General features: G+C 72.0%; 9 protein-coding genes and 1 tRNA gene. 6 read left to right on the top strand and 4 right to left on the bottom strand.

Annotated elements, in window-relative coordinates; all coding sequences use genetic code 11:
* Positions 1-91 precede the first annotated feature (91 nt).
* Positions 92-1,996: a peptidase S8 gene (locus IPH07_33420; protein ID MBK6922339.1), complete on the bottom strand. Its 1,905-nt coding sequence runs from the start codon at positions 1,994-1,996 to the stop codon at positions 92-94.
* Between the two features lie 409 nt (positions 1,997-2,405).
* Between IPH07_33420 and IPH07_33425 the strand changes: the two genes are divergently transcribed.
* The 6 genes from IPH07_33425 (at position 2,406) to IPH07_33450 (ending at position 10,549) form a co-directional block, all read left to right on the top strand.
* A complete protein-coding gene (locus IPH07_33425; protein MBK6922340.1) occupies positions 2,406-3,017 on the top strand; it encodes a hypothetical protein in 612 nt (203 codons plus the stop codon).
* 67 nt (positions 3,018-3,084) lie between these two features.
* A tRNA-Arg gene (locus tag IPH07_33430) sits at positions 3,085-3,158 on the top strand.
* A 351-nt stretch (positions 3,159-3,509) separates the two neighbouring features.
* A complete protein-coding gene (locus tag IPH07_33435; GenBank protein ID MBK6922341.1) occupies positions 3,510-4,802 on the top strand; it encodes a tetratricopeptide repeat protein in 1,293 nt (430 codons plus the stop codon).
* 596 nt (positions 4,803-5,398) lie between these two features.
* Complete coding sequence (locus tag IPH07_33440; protein MBK6922342.1) at positions 5,399-8,656, top strand: protein kinase; 3,258 nt, start codon at positions 5,399-5,401, stop codon at positions 8,654-8,656.
* The gene (locus IPH07_33445) at positions 8,653-9,279 is read left to right on the top strand and encodes a sigma-70 family RNA polymerase sigma factor (protein MBK6922343.1); all 627 of its coding nucleotides are present in this window, start codon (positions 8,653-8,655) and stop codon (positions 9,277-9,279) included. Before IPH07_33440 ends, IPH07_33445 begins: the two co-directional genes overlap by 4 nt.
* 163 nt (positions 9,280-9,442) lie before the next feature.
* Positions 9,443-10,549 (top strand): hypothetical protein, encoded by a 1,107-nt coding sequence (locus IPH07_33450; protein ID MBK6922344.1) that lies wholly within the window; start codon positions 9,443-9,445, stop codon positions 10,547-10,549.
* Between the two features lie 83 nt (positions 10,550-10,632).
* Here the strand turns inward: IPH07_33450 and IPH07_33455 are convergent, their stop codons facing one another.
* The 3 genes from IPH07_33455 to IPH07_33465 form a co-directional block, all read right to left on the bottom strand.
* Positions 10,633-11,190, bottom strand: coding sequence for a hypothetical protein (locus IPH07_33455; protein MBK6922345.1), 558 nt, complete (start codon positions 11,188-11,190; stop codon positions 10,633-10,635).
* Between the two features lie 152 nt (positions 11,191-11,342).
* Positions 11,343-17,075, bottom strand: a complete 5,733-nt coding sequence (locus IPH07_33460; protein ID MBK6922346.1) for a DUF4011 domain-containing protein — start codon at positions 17,073-17,075, stop codon at positions 11,343-11,345.
* Positions 17,072-18,922, bottom strand: a complete 1,851-nt coding sequence (locus IPH07_33465) for an APC family permease (GenBank protein ID MBK6922347.1) — start codon at positions 18,920-18,922, stop codon at positions 17,072-17,074. The genes IPH07_33460 and IPH07_33465 overlap by 4 nt, the downstream gene beginning before the upstream one ends.
* Between the last annotated feature and the right edge of the window lie 32 nt (positions 18,923-18,954).

Here is an 18,954-nt window from a genome sequence, read left to right on the forward strand (position 1 = left end):
GATCGATGGGCTCGAACCTGCGGGCCCGCCGTGAGGCTGCCCCCGACCCCGGCCAGCTGCCCGGCCGGGGGCTCCCCGAGGGCCGCGCGGCCTAGGAGGCGTCCGGCGACGTGCCGCCGACCCGACCGACGCGACGGGCCAGGGCCCACGCGAGCACGCCGTTGCCGAGCAGCCACGCGCGGTCGACCCACGCGCCACCGGGGAGTGCCGTCACCAGGGTCGGCAGCACGAAGGCGCCGTGCAGCAGCATCGCGGCGGTGCCGAGGCCGAGCCCCACGAGCGCCGGTCGCAGCGCGCGGACCTTGAGCAACGCGACGCTCGCGGCGAGCGGCAGCGCGGCCGAGAACCACAGCGGCGAGCCAAAGCCGAGCCAACCATCACCGCCGCCGGCGAGCGACGCGGCCTGGTACGCCATCGGCGTGGTGCCCAGCGCACCGCTCGTCCATGCCACCGCACCGGCGAAGCCGGCCGCGCCGAGCCAACGCGCGCGGCCACGCAGCTGCGCGAGGCCGAGCCCACCGATCGCGGCGATGAAGAGCAGCCCGGTGAAGCCGGCGCGCTCGGGCGCGTAGTCCCGCTGCGCCGACACGGCCGCTTGCGCATCGACGATGCCGGCGCCGAATCGATCGTCCCACTTCACCTTCTTCGGGTGTACCGCGGTCGCCTTCATCACGCGCTCGACCTCGTCGGGATTGGTGACGCCGCTCGAGACGATGAGCGCCGCGACGCCAGCGGCGTGCGGCGAGGCCATCGAGGTGCCCTGGAACCACAGATAGTCGTTCTCCATCGGGCGACCGATGCGGATCGTGTTCTGCAGGACGCCGTCGGGCTGACCGTCGCCGTTCTTGTCGGCGCGCGTGTCACCGCCGGGCGCGGCCACGTCGATGTCGCTGCCCCAGTTGCTGTAGTGGGTCAGCTCGCGGCCGTAGTCGGTCGCCGAGACGGCGATCGAGAACTTGTTGGCGGCGGGGTAGCCCACGCGAGAGCGGCGCTCGTTGCCCGCCGCGCACACCGTGACGACGCCCTTCTTGTGCGCGTACTCGATGGCCTTGGCCAGCACGCGCGAGGGTAGCGGGCCGCCGAGGCTCATGTTGATCACGTGGGCGCCGTGATCGGCGGCGTAGCGGATCGCGTTGGCAATGCCCGGCACCGCACCGCGGCCGTCCTTCGACAGCACCTTGAGCGGCATGATCTTCGCGCCGAAGGCCACACCGGTGACGCCGATGCCGTTGTTGGTGCTCTGCGCGATGGTGCCGGCGACGTGGCTGCCGTGGGCGTGATCATCGAGGCCCTTGGGCAGGCCATCGATGAAGCTCTCGCCCTCGACGAAGCCGGTGTTGTTCAGATCCGGCAGGCCGCGCACGCCGTCGGCGTCCTTGTACGCGACGCCGGTGTCGATGACCGCGACCACCGTGCCCTCGCCGCGGGTCGTCGTCCACGCCTCGGGCGCGTGGATCTGTTCCATGTGCCACTGCAGCTTGAACATCGGGTCGTCGACCGGCAGTCGCGTGCCCTTGTTCGCCTCGAGCTCGTCGTCGACCGCGGGCGCGGCGTCGATGTCGTCGAGGCCGTACATGATCTCGGGCTCGAAGCCCTCGACGATGCCGTCGGCCAGCGCCTCGGCAAGATCGGGGCGCGTGGCGCCCTCGGCCTCGAGCACGAAGAGGTGCTCGCCCTCGCTGTAGAAGCCGGCCGACTGCACGCGCACGTCGGGGCGCGCGTCGAGGGCCGCGACCCACGCGGCGATCTCGTCTTCGGAGGCACCCTCGCCCTCCTGCGGGTCCACGAGGTCGAGCACGAGGCGCCCGGTGGTGGCCTCGGAGCCCACGCCGAGCTCGGCCGCGAGCGCCGTCACGGACTCGGGCGTGATGTCCTCGGCGGCAAGCCCCGCATCGCTGCGATCGTGGCTGACGAACAACACGCCGCCGAGCGCGGCGAGGGACATGCCCGCGACGACGGCGCGTGCGCGGCGGTGCAGAGTCGGGAGCTTGGACATCGGTGTTCCCCTGCGAAGCCCCGGCGCGTGCGACAGGGGCGGTCTTGGCGGTCGCGGTGCAGAGTGCGCCGCGATCGCATCCGAGAATAGCAGGCGCACGGGTGCGAAGCTGCCAGGGCGCAGGCGTACAGCATCGCGGGGTGCCGCGGTGGGCCGCTGCGGGCGCGATCGGCGGCCCTACGACGACGATCCCGAGACGAGCGCGCAGATCCCCGCTTCGCGAAGGACTCGCCGCGACGGCACCATGCATCGACGTCGATTCGTGATGGGTGTGCATGGGCCGAGCCGGTGCGAAACTGCGACGCGCACGTCGTCGTCGCGCCATCGCGCCGCGCGATGCTCCCGTCGCGTGTCTTCGACTGTGCCAGCGTCCCTCGTCGTCCTCGCAGGTCTTGCGGGCCTCGTCGTCGTGGCGAGCGCGTGCGAGGTGGTCGGCTCGATCGGCGGCGTCGACGACCTCGCCGCTGGCGGCAGCGACTCGGCCACCTCGACGGGTGGCACCGAGAAGCGACCCGACGGGCCGGAGCGCCCCCGCGACACCGACGACGACCTCGCGACCTCGAGCGCGGGCGCCGGCATGCCGACCGACGCATCGAGCAGCTCGGACGGGGCCGACACGCCGTACAAGCTCGACGTCGGCACTGGCAACGGTACCGGCAACGACACCGATACGGATACCGTCGGCACCTTGGACGCGGTGTGCTGCAGCGCCAGCATCGAGCCCGGCTGCGCGCAGGACTCCGAGCTCGAGGCCTGCGTCTGCGGCTTCGATGCCTACTGCTGCGAGACCGCCTGGGACGACACCTGCGTGGGCATCGCAACGTGGGGCGAGTGTGGCGGCGGCTGCAGCGGCCCCGAGATCCCGCCGACCGACTGCTGTCTCGCCTCCGAGCGCGCCGGCTGCATCGACGCCCAGGTATCGGCCTGCGTCTGCGACCACGACCCCTACTGCTGCGACGTCGCCTGGGACGACGTCTGCGTCGGCGACGTCGCGCTGCACGAGTGCGGCCTCTGCCCGTGACGCGTCGCCCCCGCGCGCCCGCGCGGTTGCTGCCGTCGCGGGTCGCTGATAGGCTCCCGCCCACAACGCGCTCGTAGCTCAGCTGGATAGAGCATCAGGCTTCGAACCTGAGGGCCGGGAGTTCGAATCTCTCCGGGCGCACTGGGTGGGCGACGCAGCTTCGTAGCCCCGGTCGTGACGTCGTACGGGAGCGTCGAGCGGGACGCGGGGCGGATGGCTTCCGTCCTGATGCGGTGCGGCGACGACACGACACACCGCGCGGCGGTCCGTGCGAACCTGGCGTGCGTGCGCCCTGCTCTGCCGCTGTTCGCGTGCGTCGTCGCCCTCGCTTGCGGTCGCGTAGCGCCGGACGCGAGCCCGTCGCCGGGCGCGTCCGGCGACCCGGTGACGCCACCGACCGATGCATCGCCCACGCCCGCGACGCCCGTCGACGCGGCGAGCACCGCGGCGGCGCCCCCCGCTGCACCGCACGCGGACGCGCCGCGGCCGGAGGTGACGCCTGCCGACGCGCCTGCGGGCGAGGTCGCGGCGAGCGCAGCGATCGCGGGCGCGTTGCGTTCGCCGCTGCCACCCGGTCCGATCGCTGCGTTCGCGATCGTGGGGCCCGATCAGACAATCGTCGCGCCCATCGATCCTGCGATCGCGCCGCTGCGCGTCACCGGCATCTGGGTGCTCGACGACGCGACGGCAACTCCGAAGGTGTCGTTCCACGCGGGCGTCGGCGCGGCGATCCCAACCTGCGCCTGCGATCGCAATGACGCGTGTGGCGAAGCGGTGAGCGATGCCGTGGGCGAGGGCCCGATCTGCAGCTGCCGCGCGCCGGGCCCGGTCGACGACGGCGTCGACGAGGGTGGCGAGTGCGAGTTCATGGACCCTCGTCCGGCAGCGCTCGTCGGCGGCGTGCTGTACATGCAGGTCGACACGCACAACACGTGCGAAGGCATGAACCTCTACGGCGAAGACTGGTACCCGCTGACGATGGTCGCGTCACCGACCAAGCACAGCGGCAAGGGGCTGAAGCCGCGCGGCTGCGACCCCGGCGTCGCGACCGGCGTGGACGTGCTCGCGCCACGACCCGATCCACCGCCCTGCGGCCCGCGGGAGACCGATGGCGGCTGCGACGTCTGCGACGCGATGAGCCCCAATCTCGAGGTCTTCGCGATCCAGCGCGGCGAGCTCGTGCACCTCGAGGAAGACGCGGACACCGTCGGTGGCGGCGTGCGGCGCTGGTCGTCGCGCGCGCTCACACCGAAGACTTGCCCGAGCACCGCGGACACCTGCGGCAGCACCACGGCGTTTCCGCAGGTCGAGCGCGCCGACGGCTGGTGGGTCGCGAACGACGGCGCCCATGCACTCACGCAGCAGCGCGACGGTGCGCTCGCCATCGTCAGCGCCAGCGGCACCATACCCGTGGGCAAACACGACGATGACATCCTGGGCGTGCGCTACCACGCCGATGCGCGAGCGCTCATCACCACCATGGCCACGCGAGCGCCCAGCGGCACGACCACGTGCGAGGTGGGTGATGCCCCGGTCTCGTGGGGCACGCAGTGCGTCGAGCACATGCGTGCGGGTCGGCTCGAGGACGCGCGTGCGGCCTGCGAGCACGGGCTCGACGAGACCACGAAGCCCGCCGCGCGTGGGGCCCTGCTGTACAACCTCGGCGTGATCGCGCAGCGCTCCGGTGACACCGCAGCCGCGCGCAAACACTTCGAGGCCTCGCTCGCCGCCCGCCCCGGCAACGCCGCCGTACGCAAGGCCCTCGCCGCGCTCGGCCCCGGCTGAGCGCGACGGGTCCGCCGCCTGAAGCACCCCCTCGAGCTCGGCGACCGCGAGCCGGCACGTGGCGCCCGAGGTCCGGCAAGGGCTCGCGGCGTTCACCGGGACGAGCCCGGCTCCGATGGTGAACGAACGCGGCGCGCCCGATCGCGCTCGCGCCCGTCGACGACCGCGAGCCCTGCGGACGCGTGATGCAGCGAGCACGCGGCGACGTGCAGCGCGGTCGCGGCCGATGCCACGCGATCGCACGAGCTCGCCAGGGCCTCGCTCGCGAGGCGCAGCCGCGGTGTCGCTCCGCTCCCTGCATCGCCGTCCTGCGATCCACCCACGCGCACGTAGGCCCGCTGGTCGGCCCGGGTGCGGGCCCACTTGCAGGCCGGCCCCGACGCGCAGCCACGACGCGGACAGCCCCTCCCCGCGGGTGGAGGACGGGCGCCCACGCAGGCGCCCGAATTCGCCGGCCTCGCAGATTGCTCGATCCGATCGGCGCCGGCGCGACACAGGCAGCTCGAAGAGGCCGCGACGTCCGCGGGAGACCCATGCCACGACTGCTCGAGCGCCTGCGATTGACGCCTGTCCGAAGCGACTCCTACCCTGGAAAGGTGGCGGGGTCGGTCGAGCAGGCGGACACGGTCGACGCCGCCGCGATCGAACGCGCACCCGCCCAGCCCGCAACGCCCGGCGACGATCTCGGGCTGGCCCCCGACACGATCTCGGTCGAGCGGGTGCGCGCCGCCGTTCACCGACGGGTGTTCGGCGAGGTGGTGGAGCCGGTGCGGATCGGTCGCTACACCGTGCTGAAGCGACTCGGCGCCGGTGGCATGGGCGTGGTCTATGCCGCCTACGACACCGCGCTCGACCGCAAGGTCGCGCTCAAGCTCCTGAACGCCGACACGCTCGACCCCGCGCGCGAGGCCTCGCGCCGTGCACGGCTGGTCCGCGAGGCCAAGGCGCTCGCGCGCCTGTCCCATCCCAGCATCGTGCAGGTGTTCGAGGTCGGCACCCACGAGGAGCAGCTCTTCATCGCGATGGAGTTCGTCGACGGCGTCACGCTGGGCACGTGGGTGCGTGAACGCAGCCGTGGCTGGCGCGCGATCACGGCGATGTACGTCGCGGCCGGCCGCGGCCTCGCAGCTGCCCACGCGGCGGGCCTCGTGCACCGCGACGTCAAGCCCGACAACATGCTGGTGGGACACGACGGTCGCGTCCGCGTGCTCGACTTCGGCCTCGCGGGCGACATGGCATCGCCGTCGGATGGCGACGTCGAGGATGGGAGTGCCCCGCAGCCGGCGCTCGGCCCCGCAGCGCCGCTCACCAGGACCGGCATGGTGCTCGGCACGCCGGCGTACATGGCTCCGGAGCAGCACCTGGCGCGACGCGCCGACGCCCAGAGCGATCAGTTCGGCTTCTGCGTCGCGCTGTGGGAGGGGCTGTTCGGCGAGCGGCCGTTCGTGGGCGAGAGCCTCGCGGAGCTCTCGGCCGCGGTGATCCAATCGCGACTGCACGAGCCCAGCCACGGCGCGCAGGTGCCCCGTGCACTGCGACGTTGTCTGCTGCGCGGGCTCGCGCGAGAGCCCGCACAACGCCACGCGTCGATGGACGCGTTGCTCGGGCAGCTCGAGAGCATCCTGCGCTCGAACGCCCGTCGCGTCGCGGCCGCCGGCGCGGTCGTGAGCGGGCTGCTGCTGCTGGGCGGCGTGGGGATGTTCATGCAGCGCGAGCAGACCCACGACGCCCGCGCGGAGGCGTTGAGCAGCGAGGTCGTGGATCAGCGCTCCCGCGCCGACGAGGCCGAGCTGGCGCTGCGCGCCCGCGAAGAAGCGGTCATCGTCGCCGAGTCGCGGCTGTTGTTGCCCACCGATCCGACACGTGCGTTGGCCTCGCTGCGCCGACTGCCCGAGGCCGCGGCCGCGTGGTCGGCCCCCAGCGCTCGCATGCTCGCCGCAGAGGCGATCGAGGCCGGTGTCGCCGAGCGGATCGCCGAGCTGCCCCCGACCACGAGCGCGCGCGTGCTGTCACCCGGCGGCCGCTGGGCCTGGCACACGCAGGACGAAGGCGGCGCGTACGTGCTCATCGAGCTCGCGAGCGGCCGCCGCGTCGTGCTCGACGCGGGACCCCCCGACGTGTTCCCCGAGCTGACCTTCTCGCGTGACGAGACCCAAGTCGTGACCGCGCAAGCGGGCGCAATCCGGCTGTGGGACCTCGCGCGCGGCGACGCCCGCGAGCTCGGCAAGCTGGCCGGATTCGCGGGCGCGCGCCGCTTCGCCGACGATGGCTCGCGCGTGACGGTCATCGAACACGGTGATACGACCGTCGCGATCGTGACGCCGCTGGCGGATGACGTCGCGCCGCTACGTCGCACGCTATCCGAGGTCGAGTGGGCACCGGTGATCAACCGCGACGGCACCGAGGTGGTCGGGGGCAACGGCATCGATCGACTGTGGGTGCACGATCTCGTTGGCGATCGCCGACGAACCCTCGCAGGTGCGGTGCGCTCGGGGCCGCAGCTGTCGCCGGACGGCCGCTGGATCGCAGCGCTCGCGGCGGACGGTCTGGCCGTGTGGCACGACGGCGCCACGACGCCGACGCTGCTCCCGATTCCCGCGGGACTGCGGGGCGACACGATCGCGTTCGATCCCGCTGGCACCACCGTCGCGCTCGCGAGCGCTGCGGGTCCGATCGTCGCGTGGGATCTCGCGAGCCGACGCTCGCGGACCATGAACACCGGCGCACGCGCGCAGCGACTGTGGGTCATGGGCAACGGCCGCGTGGTTGGCCTGCGCGAAGACGGCAGCAGCACGCTGTTCGATCGCACCGGCCACGATCAGCGAACGCTTCGCAGTGAGCCCGGCATCACCGACCTCGCGATCGTCCCCGATCTCGACGGCGCCCCGGCGATCGTGACGGTCGGTGAGGGCACCGAGGCGCGCTGGTGGCGATGGCCCGACGGCGCCGTGCTCGAGCGCGGCGCCGGCCCTGCCGGTGACGTGGCAATCGACGCGGACACGACGACACTGCTGTCGAGCGGTGACGACGGTGCGGTGCGTCGCACCGACACCCATGGCAGCGTCGTGATCGTGCAGGGGAGCGCCGGCGTCGCGCCTTCGCTGGCACTGTCGCGCGACGCAGCGCGGCTGGCCGTCGGCAGCGGTGACGCAATCACCATCCGCAGCCCCGACGGTGTCGAGATCGCACGGCTGGGCGACCTGCACGGTACCGACGAGCTCCGCTTCCTCGCCGACGACGAGACCGTGGCATGGCGCGGCGTCGACGGTGTGCAGCGGTGGCGGCCGGGTGGCGACGCGGTGATGTTGCGCGCGGGCTCGTGGCATGCGAGTGCGGTCAGCCCCGACGGGCGCAGCGTGGTCACACTCGGGAGCGAGCTGGCGCGCTTCGACGAGGGCGCCCAGGCACCGAGTTGGCGCGTCGACGTCGAGCCTGCCTGGCGTCACGTCATCGTCGACCGCAGCGGCGAGCGCGTGCTGGCAGCCGGGGTCTCACCGACGATGACGATCTTCGACGCCGTCACCGGCGAGTCGCGGATCATCACCACGGCAGTCGTGGGCCTCGAGGACGTCGCGTTCGGTGCCGACACCGACACGTTGTTCGCGGTCGGCCAGCAGGCCTATGTCATCGACGCCCGCGATGGCACCACGCTCGCGTACGCGATTCCCACCGGCACGACCACGCTGGGCGATCGCAGCGTGGCCGTCGGCGCCGATGGTCGTCACTTCGCCTACGCCGGCGCCGACGGGCTGCTGTGGCGGCGCCACTTCGACGCACCGGTGCCGGCCGCGGCGTTACAGGCGTGGGTCGCTGGCGCCGTCGCGTGCACCGATGTCCCTGAGGGCGCGCGATGAGCAGCGACGAAGAGCTCTACGCGGCCTGGACCGCCGGTGATCGGGCCGCCGGCGGCCGACTCGTCGATCGACACCTGCGCTCGATCGCTCGCTTCTTCGCCAACAAGATCTGGGACGGCGACGACGCCGAGGAGCTGGTCGGCACCACCTTCGAGCTGTGTGCCCGCACCCTGGGCAGCTTCCGCGGCGAGAGCAGCTTTCGAACCTTCCTGTTCGGCCTCGCCCACAACGTGTTGCGCAACCACATCCGCAGGCGCCGGCCCGAGATCGGCGAGATCGATCTCGAGAGCAGTGCGGTGCGTGACCTCGGGCCATCCCCGCGCACCGCCGCGGCGCGCCGACGCGAGCAGGCCTTGCTACTGCAGGCGCTGCGCGCGATCCCCCTCGAGCATCAGATCGTGCTCGAGCTGGTCTACTTCGAGGGCCTCTCGCGCACCGAGATCGCCGCCGCGCTCGAGCTGCCGGCGGGCACGGTCGCCAGTCGGCTGCGCCGCGCCGATGAGCTCTTGCGGCAGCAGCTGCGACGCCAGGCCCACGACGCCGCCCACTTCCACGCGACCCACGACGGGCTGGCGCAGTGGGCCGAGCAGCTCCGCGAGCAGCTCGGCCGCGCCGACGGCTGAGCAGGGTTTGCCGGCCGGGCTGCGAGCGGCGCCCGCATGCGCGACGTCGCGCGACGCCGCGGCGGTGGACTCCGCGTCGGGCCGACCAACCTGCGCAACCGCACGCGGCATCGCGGGAACCTTTGGCGCGCAGCGAACCACGCCGGCGCGGGGGAACTCGCGGATGGATGTCGGATCAACCGTGCGACGCGCGGTGCTCATGGGGCTCGTCGCACTGCCATGCGCATGCAACGACGTGCGCAGCGATCGGGGCGCGGAGGGTGGCGCGGTCGCGACGATCGCGAGCGCGGCCGACGACTCCGGCGTCGCCCAGGGCACGCTGGGTGGCGACGGCGACGGCGACGCAGGCCCGGACAGCGGCGCCGATGACGGTCCGCTGGACGGCACGGGCGCGAGCGTGTTCGACGTCGGCGGCCCCTCGGGCGGCGGTGAGACCGGCCCCGTCATCAACGACGACGAGTGCCAGAAGATCGACTTCCTGTTCGTGATCGACAACTCGGGTTCGATGTTCAACGAGCAGCAAGCGCTGGTGTCGAGCTTCCCCGGGTTCATCGCTGCGATCCAGCAGAAGGTCAACGCACAGAACTACCAGATCATGGTGGTCGACACGGATGCGGCCCACGCAAACCTCTGCACCGACGTGTGCATGACGCTGCCCAACTGCTTCGGCACGCCGTGCAACAGCATCCCGACACCCACCGTCTGCGACGAGACCCTGGGCGCCGGCGTGACCAAGAGCAGCGCCGGCCTCGAGTGCGGCGTGACGGCACCGGATCGCTTCATGGTGGACGCGCAGCCGGATGTCGGCGGGACGTTCGCGTGCATGGGCAAGGTCGGCATCACCGGGCAAGACGTGGAGCGCCCGATGGACGCGATGGTCGAGGCCGTGACCAGCCAGGCCGAGCCCGGCGCCTGCAACCAAGGCTTCCTGCGCGACGACGCAATCTTGGTGGTCACGTTCATCACCGACGAAGAGGACGACGGCGACTCGCTGGGCGACCCCGCCAGCTGGAAGCAGGCCCTGGTCGCGGCCAAGGCCGGCAACGAGGCGGCCGTGGTGGTGCTCGGCCTGGTCGGCGATCCCGACGTGATGGGTGGCACGTGCGGGCCGCTCGGGCTCGCCGAGCCTTCACCGCGCCTGCGCACCTTCGCGGAGTCGCTGCAGTTCGGCAGCTGGGGCTCGATCTGCGCGGTCGACTACGCGCCGTTCTTCGCCGACGCGGTCGAGGTCATCGACTCGGCGTGCGAGCAGTTCGATCCCGAAGGCTGACGCCGCGCTGCCACGCCGCGGCCCCTGGTGCAGGGCCCTCGCACGTCAGCGACGAGCGTGCGCACGACGACGCGTACCCGTGGTCACACCGGCTGCGCGTGCAGCAGCTTCATCAGCACCGTGTGATCGGTGTGATCGCGAACACCCGGGAGATGCAGCAGGCGCCCGAGCTTGCCGAGCCCATGGTTGTTGAGCAGCTCGAGCGAGTGCATCACGATGCCGCCGGGGTGCTGCGGGTTGCCGACGTCGATGTCGACCTCGATGGTCTCGCCCTCGGCCCAGCCGATCTGGACCGACATCACGGCGGTGGTCTGTCGCACCGCGTCGGTGATGCCGTGGTGCCGCGCGAAGCTGTCCCACTTGAAGGCATGCGTGCCCCGATCGGTGTTGTCGCGCACCGCCGCCACGAACTCGGCGCTGTAGTCGAAGAAGAGCCGGTCGTCGCGGATGCCCCCCACGCCGTCCCGCAGGCGCAGCATCGCGACGCCCAGCTGCGCCCGCAGGACCAGCGCGAACGTGATGTCGAAGAACGCCGCGCGGCGATGCTTGGAGAGGCCATCGAACGCGGCGCCCGAGATGCCCGAGTTGGAGAGGATCTGTCGCTGCCGCGGCCCGAGGCCGTCGAAGTTCGCGTGCGCCATCGTGATCGAGCTCCCGAGGGTATGTGCCGCGCAGCGGCTGCGGTTCCCGGCGAGGTGCAGAATTTCCGCCGCCGGCGCGCCTGCACCAGCTCGAACCCCCGCCTGGGGTGGCGCGAGCTGGCGCGGCCGGCGTGCGGCGCCCGATGGGGCGCCTAGCGGCGACGAGTCGCGCGCCGCTCGATCTCCGCCACGACGTCGGCACGGCGGCGCGACCAGGTCGCCGCATCGACGTGCATCACATCCCATCCCCGCAGCCGCAGCACCGCAGGTCGGTGGAGATGGCGTTCGAAGGCGTCGGCTGCATCGGCGCCCTCGTCGGTGAGCACCGCGAGTACGAAGTCCGGCGTGTCGGCGGCGCCGATCGCCAGCGGTATGCGGAACTCCGACGCGCCCAGGCCCAGCTCGCAGCGCAGGCCGGTGCGCTCGAGCGCCAGCGCGATCTGGACCGCGAGCGGCACGTGCCCCTCGAACGAGGCACGCTCGCGCTCGCCCGCGGCGTTGCGTCGGCGCCCGCGCACGTCGTCGAGCACCTGCTGCGCCTGCAGACGCTGCCCCTTGCCGAGCAGGAATGCGAACTCGAGGTAGGCCTTGAACAGTCGCGGGCCATCGTGGGTGGCGTCACCGACGTGCAGCAACTCGGGGTCGAACGAGGCGACCACGTAGCACTCGGCCTTGGCGCGGGAGATCGCGACGTTGAGGCGCCGCTCGCCGCCGCGTTGCCCGAGCGGACCGAAGCGCGCCGGCACGTAGCGCTCGCTCGCGCCGCCCTTGCGGGTGCGCTCGACCGGCGCGTGGCCGAGCGAGAACAGGATGACGTCGCGCTCGTCGCCCTGCACCGACTCGAGGTTCTTCACGAACGGTCGTCGATCGATGGCATCGACGGTGGTGGCAGCCCGCCACGCCGCGGCGAATCCGTCGTCGGCGGCGACGCGGGCCTCGACCGCGTCGAGCACGGTCTGACGCTGGCGGAGGTTGAACGTGACGACCCCGATGGTCGGCGGCTCGCTGCGCGACAGCAGCTCGGCGATGAGCGCCACGACGCGTTCGGCCTCGGGGCGATTGAGCCCGGCGTCGTACTGCCCGCCCTCCACCGCGATCCACCGCAGGGCCGGCGGCGCGGTGGGCCCCTGCGTCGAGGGGATGGTGAGCAGCTCGCCGTCGTACATCGCGTGGTTGGAGAACGCGATCAACGACTCGTCGCGGCAGCGGTAGTGCCACTGCAGGCCCGCGTGGGGACAGCGCGCGCGCGCCAGCGCCAGCAACGACTCGGCCGCGAACACGTCGCGCACCGCGAGTTCCTCGGCCGAGCGATCTTCGTCGTCGGTGCTGCTGGTGCCGAGTTCGAAGTACGACGACGGCGGCATCTGCTTCTCGTCGCCAGCGATGACCACCCGCTGCGCCCGCAGCATCACCGGCAGACCCGACTCGACGGTGCACTGCGAGGCCTCGTCGAAGATCACGAGGTCGAACAGCGGCTCGCGCGGGAACAGCACCGTCATGGTCTCGGGCGACAGCAACCAGCACGGCATCACATCGAGCAGGCCGACGTCGGCGAACTCGCGGACGAAGCGGCGCAGTGGCATCAAGCGGCTCTTCTTGCCGACCTCCTTGAGCAGCGACTCCTTGGCGCGCTGCGGGTCGCTCCGGCGCGCGCGATAGCCCGCGTTCGGCGTCTGCAGCAGCTCGGCCTGGTCGGCCCGAGCGACGATGGCAGCAACCTCGAGCGCTGCGATCTCCGGCTCGAGCCGCGTCATCGTCTCGATCGCACGGTCCGCGCGCTGGGCGGTCGCGATCGTGCCGAGATCGTCGATGCGTGGCTGCAGGTTGCGGGCGCGCTCCAGCTGCGCCGCCGCCCATGCCCGCGCGATCGACTCGCGCCAGTCGGTGAAGGGGCGACCCGCGAGCGCCGCGGCCACGCGATCGAGCAACGCCGGCGCGGCCGTCATCGTCTCGCACGCCAGCGCGGTCCAGCCGTCGAGCTCGCGCAGCCGCGTCGCGTCGCGGGCGAGCCGGTCCGCGAGCTCGCGTAGTGCCGTGGCGTCGTCGCGCAGGACCCACGGGAACACCCCTGCGATGGCCGCCAGCGCCTGCAGCAGCCGCTGTTGCGCCTCGGACTGCGCGAGACGGTGCGCCGCCCACTCGTCGGTGGCGGCGCGCTCGAGCGAGATGCCGATCGCCGCCAGCGTCGTGGCCGCGGCACGCACCGGGGCCGCGAGTCCGGCCAGCAGCTGCAAGCGCTCGATCGCCGCGCCCGCGCTGGCGGCATCACCTTGCGCCCGCGCCGACAGTCCGAGCCGCTCGAACAGCGCCCGCGCTTGCGCCCACGCGCGCGCGGCGTGCAGCCGCGATTGCAGCCGCGCGAGAAACTCGGCATCGAAGCCGGCCGCCGCCTGCTCGGGCCACAGTCGCACCAGCGACGCGCGCACCTCGGCCCGCGTGCGCCACCACAGCGGCGAGACGATCCGCGTCCAGCGACCGGCGAACGACTGCAGCACCGTCACCGCGCGCTCGGCGGGATCGTCGACCACGAGCCCGCCGGGGCTCCACTGCGCCAGCGCCTGCGACTCGCCGCGCCAGCGCTCCACGAGCGACGCGACACCGTCGTCGCCGTGCAGGCACAGCGCGGTGAGCAACGCGATGTCGTCGGGGCCCTGGCAGGCCGCACGCGCGGCGTGCAGCGCGAGCAGACCCTCGCGTGCGCGCGCCAACGCGTCGCGATCGACCGGCGCCGGCGCCAGCGCAGCGTCGAAGGCGTCCGCGTGGGCGATGGCGTCGCGAAGCTGCACGCGCATCGCCGTGAGCGCCGCGTCGTCGTACCCGCGCAGCGAGCCGCGCGCGAGCCCCCGCTGGCGCCACCACGCGCTCGGGGCCCACAGGTCCTGGTGCGGATGCAGCCGCTCGACCAGCTCGAGCAGTCGCAGCAGGCGTTCGCGATCGATACCCGCGAGCGCGGGATCGACGACGTGGGGCTCGCCGCTGGCGACCATCGTGATGAGCTGGCCGACGCACAGGCCGGCGTCGTCGATCCGCTGCGCGAGCAGGTTGCGATCGGCCTCGAGCGCGGCCTTGGCCTGCTCGTACTCCATGCGCAGCAGCTCGAGGCGGCCCGGCGGCGAGGCCGAAGGTCGCTTGGCCTCGAGGCGCACCCGCACCCGCTCGAACAACGGCTTGCGGTCCTCGTGCACGTCGTGCACCACCGCGAGGTACTGTCCGAGGCCCCGAACCTCGAGTCGCTGCCCGACCACGTCGAGCGCCGCACGCTTCTCGGCGACCACCGCCACCCGCTCGCCGCGACGCAGCGCGTCGGCCACCAGATTGACGATGAGCTGGCTCTTGCCGGTCCCCGGCGGGCCATCGACGACCGTCACGCGGTGGCTGCGACACTGCGCCAGCACGGCGCGCTGGCTGGGATCGGCCGCGACCACCGGCCAGCCCGGCGCACCCGGGTCGGTCACCGCGGGCTCACCGACCACGCCGGTCGTGGCGGGCAGCAACGCGGCCGCCGAGGCCAGCACGGTGGCGGGCTCCTTCGCGAGGTCGGCGAGCTCGCGCAGCAGCGCGTCGTAGTCTTGCAGGAGATCGGAGCTCGACTGGGGGAACAACCCCAACAGCGCGCACTCCTCGATCGACAGCCGCGGCGGGGCCTGATCGAGGTCGCGGTCGCGATCGCCAAACGGCACCAATGCGGTCGACTCCACCGCCACCGGCACGCCGATCTCGCGCAGCTTCGCGAGCATGGCTTCGACCCCGCGCGCGGGATCGGCCACAATGTCGTCGAGCTCGCGTCCGAGTTCGTCGGGGAAGGCGAGCGTGGCCTTGTTGAAGAGCAGGCGCAACAGCGACTGGTTTGCGATCGGCTCCTCGTCGCTGCGCCGGCGCAGCGAGAAGCCCCGCGCACCGCGACCGTCACGCTCGAGCTCGACCGGGAACAGCACCAGCGGTGCTCGCACGCCGTAGCCGACCTCGGTCACGCCGCGCGGCGCGATGTTGCCGACCAACACGGGATAGCCCACGTACAGCTCGTTGGCGCCGGTCTCCTCGATGCGATCACGGACCTCGCGGTGCAGCTCTCGCAGCTGCGCGGAGCAGGCCTCCGCGGCGTCGTGTCGGCCGGCGTCGTCGGCGGTCACCAACACCGCCTCACGGCCGCCGCGCACCAAGGTCAGCGTGCGCTCGGCGGTGCCGGGGCGGATCGCATCGAGCGCGACGAGATCGAAGCAGCGCCCGCGCACGAGCCGACGCAGCCGCACCGAGGGACTGCGTCCGTCGCCGGAGATCAGCTCGTCGCGCAGCCGCGTGATGGCGTCCGTCAGCGCCCGCCTCGAGGCGTCGATCGGCGCCGCCGCGGCCGATGGCGGCTGACGGGTCGCCACCAGCCGCACCGGCTGGTCGAGCGGCGCACCGTGCAGTGGCGGGCTGACCTCGATGCCGCGATCACGGAACAGCTGCGCGAGGGGTGCGAGGGCCTCGGGCGTGGTCGCCTGCACGCCGGCGAGCCGCAGCAGACGACGCGGTGCGATCGACGACTCACCGCGACGCTCGACGCTGTCGCACAGCGCGGCGAGGGCGTCGGCAACCTCGTGCTTGCGCACCGGCAGCGGGATCGCGACCTGCTCGAGCAGCTCGAGCTCGAGCGGCGACTGCATCGCGGCGATCGCAGGGCGGATCCAGCGGCGGAACTCGCCGCCGTGCCCGAGCGCCTCACCGATCGCGAGGATCGTCTGCACCTCGCGCGCGTCGACCACGTCGTCGGCACCCATCACGTGGGTGAGCAGCAAGAACAGGCTGCGCACGAGATCCGGCCCGCCGGCACGGACCATGCCGCCGGTCTCGTAGAAGCGGGCGAGCGCGACCTCGGGATCGAGCAACTCCGACCAGCCGGGGATGGTGCGACCGAAGGCGTCCTCGATCGCGTCGAGCTCCTCGGGCGAGATCACGCCATCGGCAGCGGCGACCAGCACCGCGCACGCGAGCGCGCACTCGCCCAGGAACGCCGGCGGCTCGTCGCGCGCGTCGAAGTCGACGTCGACGCGGCTCGAACCCAGCGCGCGCGCGATCACGGCATCGACCTCGGCGAGGCTGCGCGTGCTCGCGCCGCGCCCCGTCAGGCGCTGGTACACATCGCTCTCCGAGAACAGCCACAGCGCCCAGGCGCGCAGGCTGTGCTCGGGGTGCGTGGTCGCGAGCGCGGCTTCACCGGCCGCTAGCGTGCGATCCATGAGATCTCGCGCCTGCTCGAGGTAGGCCGCGGTGTCCCACGTCAACGCGTCGCCGGGCAGGCCCGTGGTCGCGATCATCTCGAGCCGCAGCGCTGCGTCGAGATCCTGGCACGCGAGCAGGCCGAAGCGATCGGCCGTGATCTCGCGCGCGACCGCGAGTCGACGCGCGGCCTCGGCCTGGGCGCTCGGCAACACCCCCGCCTCGGCCAGCTGCAGCCCCGCCAGCGCGGTGGCCCCGAGCTCCGTCCAAGGCCCGTGCGCCAGCCAATGACCCAGCTCGTGCCCGAACAACGCCACGGCGGCACCGTCGTCGAGCAGCGTCAACATGCGCCCCTGGATCTCGAGCAGGATCGGCGACTGCACGAAGTGCAGCGCCGCGTTCTCGCGGCCGCTCGACTGGTAGAGCTCGAGCGCGCCATCGATCGCCAGGGCCGCTCGCGCCGCCTCGGCCTGGGCATGGGCGGCGGGTGCCATCGTCGGCGACAGCGCGAGCGCGTCGGCGTGCAGGCGGCGACGAATCGCCTCGGCATCACGCGGCACCAGCGAGGCCCGCTGCACCGCGAAGCCGGGGAAGCCGTCGAGCGCGGCGGCCAGCTGCCGCTCCAGCGAGAACCGCACCGCCTCGACGTCGAGACCGACCAAGCTCGTGCGCGTCGTGGCCGTCACAGGATCACTCGTACGCCGCCGAGGGTCTCGATCTGATGCGGGAAGCGGTCGCCCGGCGTGCTGATGAACATGTAGTTCTTCGGCACCGACAAGGTCTGCGACAGCACCTCGATCATCTCGGGCGTGAAGGTGCCCTCCACCGCCACGAAGTCGATGCGGATCTGCGGATACAGGTGATCGATGCGCGCGAGGTCCTCGCCGAGGTTGGGCGGTGGCTCACCGCCGGGCGCGAAGACGTGCACCACGATCATGCGCGTGGTCTGCTCGTTCTCCAGCACGTACTGCACCGCACGGTTGAGCTGCGCGGGGCTGTCGCCCTTGGTGAAGTAGATGATCGATCGACTGTTGATGTGATCGATCGCGCCACGCACGCTGGTGCCGACCCACTCGTTCAGCCGCCGTAGGCCGTCGATCAACGAGCGCGTGGCCGACAGCGCCGCACGCATCAGCACGACCCGCAGGAACATCACGGCCACGATGCCCGCGGCCGAGAAGAAGTAGATCGCGAACACCCGGATGTTCTCGGGCGACAGCAACAGGTTGCCGAGCAAGCCCACCAGCACGGCGATGAGCGCGACGCTCACCGCCAGCCAACTCGCCCGGATGTCACGCGGCAGGCGTGCGCGCTTGCTCTTGAGCAACATGTTGCCGATGGCGAACAGCGCCATCACGCACAGGAACGAGATCGTGTAGACACCGGCCAGCACCTCCACGTCGCCCGCAGTTGCCGCGAGGATCGAGCAACACACCGCGCAGAAGCCGATGATGATCCAGTGGTTGGTCTTGCGCAGCTCGTTCTCCCGCAGCAACACCTGCGGTAGGCAGCGATCGAGGCTCATCCGCCGCACCAGGCCGGTGACGCCGACGTACGAGGTGAGCACCGCGCCGGACAGCACCAGCACCGCGTCGACGCTGACCCACGTGCGCAGCACAGGACCCATGGCCACGTCGCCCATCTGCGCGAGCATGTCGGGTGGCACCGTGGTGATGACGACCAGCGGCAACAAGCCCAGACTCAACAGCGAGATCAGCGGGTTGAAGGTCGCGACCGCGAGCCACATGTTGCGCAGGGTCTTGGGAAAGACCCCGGGCTTCTGCTCCTCGATGAAGTTGGCCGAGCTCTCGAAGCCGGAGATCCCGAGCATCGCCGCGGCGAAGCCGTAGAACAGCGCGTGTGAGAGCCCTCCCGGCGGCGGCTCGCCCCAGTTCGCCGACAGCAGCGAGGGGTCGCGGATGATGGTGATGATGCCGGCGATGCACAGCACCGTCAGCGTCACGATGTGGAAGAAGAAGATCGCGACGGCGACGACCGCCGACTCGCTGATGCCGACGACGTTCAGGAACGCGAACAGCCCCAGCAACCCGATCGTGGCCCAGAACACGTCGAGTCCGGCCACGAGGTTGTGGGCGTAGTGCATCGCCTCGCCGGCGCTGATGACCGCAGTCGCGACGTACGACAGCAGCGTGAGCACGGCCGCACCCGCGGCGAGCTTCTTGTTGGTGGTGTTGAGCAACACGGTGTACGTGCCACCGTTGAGGGGCAGCGCGCTGCCGACCTCGGCGTAGACCGTGCGGAACAGGTACAACACCGCCGCGACCACCGCGAGCACGATCGGCGCGTAGCGCCCGGCCTGGGCCGCGCACAGTGCCGAGACGTAGAGGCAGCTCGAGGTGATGTCGTTGCCGCAGATCGCAGTCGACGCCCACGTGCCCAGGTAGTTCTTGTGGGGCTGGTCGAGGTGCTTGACCGCGACCTTGGAGGTGTCCAGCCCCGTCAGTCGCGTGGCGGTGCCCCAGCCCGCGAAATCCCACGACTCGGAGGTGGATGCAGCGGGATCGTCGGCCATGGGCAGGCCGGCACTGTATCGCATCGCGTTCG

The organism is Deltaproteobacteria bacterium (genome assembly GCA_016709225.1).
Classification (GTDB): domain Bacteria; phylum Myxococcota_A; class Polyangia; order Nannocystales; family Nannocystaceae; genus Xiheibacterium; species Xiheibacterium phototrophicum.

Coding starts and splice junctions, on each gene's coding strand:
- IPH07_33420 (MBK6922339.1), bottom strand. CDS start 1,996: ATGTCCAAGCTCCCGACTCTGCACCGCCGCGCACGCGCCGTCGTCGCG.
- IPH07_33445 (MBK6922343.1), top strand. CDS start 8,653: ATGAGCAGCGACGAAGAGCTCTACGCGGCCTGGACCGCCGGTGATCGG.
- IPH07_33450 (MBK6922344.1), top strand. CDS start 9,443: ATGGATGTCGGATCAACCGTGCGACGCGCGGTGCTCATGGGGCTCGTC.
- IPH07_33455 (MBK6922345.1), bottom strand. CDS start 11,190: ATGGCGCACGCGAACTTCGACGGCCTCGGGCCGCGGCAGCGACAGATC.
- IPH07_33465 (MBK6922347.1), bottom strand. CDS start 18,922: ATGGCCGACGATCCCGCTGCATCCACCTCCGAGTCGTGGGATTTCGCG.